Here is a 2,233-nt window from a genome sequence, read left to right on the forward strand (position 1 = left end):
GAGCTATGATGAGGCCGTCACCAAATATTTCGCCGCCAAGTATGTGCGCGCGAGAGAAGGCTATGTCTGGAGCGAGGCCGAGGAGAATTTCCGGATCGTTGCCTTGCTCTCCACGCAGCCGGAGCAGACGCGTTTTGCGACTGTCTACCGAGGCAGCAATCCGCAATCTCCGCAGAATATCTACGGCCGCAGCGCGACGGCGCGCATCAGCATTGTTTCCATCTCCCTGATCAATGCAAACGTGGCCTCCGTGCGCTACATGCGCACGAACACCCGCGGAGACGACGTAAGCACCACGCACTGGGTCGCAACGCTCACCTTTTCCTATGTCAACGCGCCGATGTCCTCCACCGACCGGCTGGTCAATCCCCTGGGCTTTGCCGTCAGCGAATATCGTGCCGATCCGGAGGCCGTCGATTGAAACAGATATTACTGATCGCCTCTGTTTTCAGCTTTTGTCTTTCATCGACGGCGGTTGCCCTGGAAATTCCCCGCAGCGCATCAAAGGACAGCCGTATCCGCTTCGTCGATTATCAGCCCTACAACATCACACGGATCGTCGGGACGTTGCGGTCGTCGGTGCAGATCGAGTTTGCCGCCGACGAGGAGATTGCCCATGTCGCCCTTGGCAACAGCGTTGCATGGGAGGTGGCGCCGGCCGGCAACATCCTGTTCCTGAAGCCGCGGGAACATCAGCCGGTGACCAATATCTCGGTTGTGACGGCAAGGCGCGACGGATCCACCCGCAGCTATCAGATGGAACTGACGGTGCGGGACGGAACGGTCGAAGCCGGACAGAACACCTATTTTTACGTGAAGTACCGCTACCCGGCCGATGAGGCGGAACGGCGCCGTCAGAAGGCCGCCGCCCGTGCCCAGGCTGCTGAGGCCGGTCGGGCGGACCGGGTGCTCGCGCTCCACGAGGTCTATGGGCCGCGAAACTGGCGCTATTCGGCGCAAGGTTCCGTGTCACTCGAACCGCAGGCCGTCTATGACAACGGCAAAGTCACCACTTTCGCTTTTACCGGCAATCAGGAAATGCCGGCGATCTACATGGAAAACTCCGACGGCACCGAGGGCCTGGTTCCAAAATCCGTCGACGGCAATCTGGTGCTGGTTCACGCCATCAGCCGCAAGTTCATCCTGCGCCGGGGAGGGGATGTGCTGTGCGTGTTCAACGAGGCCTACGACCGCGTCGGCATCAACCCCGAGACCAACACGACGTCACCGTCCGTCGAGCGTGTCGTCAAGGCGCAACCCGCTATCGCGCAATAGGAAAGTGTCATGGCTGCGGAAGACAACACACCGATCCCTGGAGAGCGCGCGGAAACGTCGACCGGTCGGCGGCGCCTCGACAACAGCCCGATCCTGAAACGCGGCGCGGTTGCCGTTGCGATCGTTGCCTTCGTCGCTTTTGCGCTCTGGTCGATGCGCGGTCAGAACAAGCCGTCAGAAGGAACCCAACCCGAGCGCGTCGTCATCCGCCAGACCTCGGATTTCGAGCGCGCCAGGGAACCGGTTCAGCCAGTCGTGATGCCGACGGAAGTGCAACTGCCAACGCCTGTGGTGGCCGAGGAGGCGCCGGCTGAGGAGGATAAGCTCCTGGACGCTGCCCGCCGCGCGCCGGTGATCGCTTATGGCGGCGAAAAGGGGCCGGCTGCCGAGCGGCAGAACCAGAGTTCGGATGCTCCATCGAACGACTTTCCGTTCGACGTCAGTCCAGGCACTCTCGGCTCTGAGGCAGAAAACGAAGATCAGCGGTTCAACAGGATGCTGACGCCGACGCAATTGCAGGGCTCGCGCGCCGGCATGCTTGGAAATCGCGATTTCATCGTCGCCATGGGAACGTCCATCCCTTGCGTGCTCGAAACAGCGCTTTCCTCGGACCAGCCGGGCTTTGCAAGCTGCGTCATCAACCGCGATGTGCTGTCGGACAATGGCCGCGTCGTGCTGATGGAGAAGGGTACCCAGATCGTTGGCGAATATCGCGGCGGTCTTCGCCGCGGTCAAAAACGCCTGTTTGTTCTGTGGAACCGTGCCAAGACGCCGAAGGGCGTGATCATCACGCTCGCGTCGCCTGCGACCGATACTCTTGGACGTGCCGGCATGGACGGCTATGTCGACACCCACTGGTGGGAGCGTTTCGGTAGCGCGATCCTGTTGTCGATCGTCGGCGATGCGACCTCCTACGCGAGCAGCCGGCTGCAGGAAGGCGATGTCGAGGCGCAGGATA

General features: G+C 61.5%; 3 protein-coding genes. All 3 read left to right on the forward strand.

Annotation, left to right across the window (positions count from 1 at the left end):
• Window positions 1-421: VirB8/TrbF family protein (locus tag C9413_RS31335; RefSeq protein ID WP_246703908.1), on the forward strand; the 421-nt coding region annotated here is incomplete at its 5' end.
• Window positions 418-1,275, forward strand: coding sequence for a P-type conjugative transfer protein VirB9 (gene virB9 / locus C9413_RS31340; protein WP_039845837.1), 858 nt, complete (start codon window positions 418-420; stop codon window positions 1,273-1,275). The genes C9413_RS31335 and virB9, both read left to right, overlap by 4 nt.
• Before the next feature lie 9 nt (window positions 1,276-1,284).
• Window positions 1,285-2,233, forward strand: a 949-nt coding sequence (locus C9413_RS31345; RefSeq protein WP_170251431.1) for a TrbI/VirB10 family protein, incomplete at its 3' end; no start/stop codon positions are given.

The sequence above is a fragment of the Rhizobium sp. SEMIA 4085 genome, assembly GCF_013004495.1.
Lineage (GTDB): Bacteria > Pseudomonadota > Alphaproteobacteria > Rhizobiales > Rhizobiaceae > Rhizobium > Rhizobium gallicum.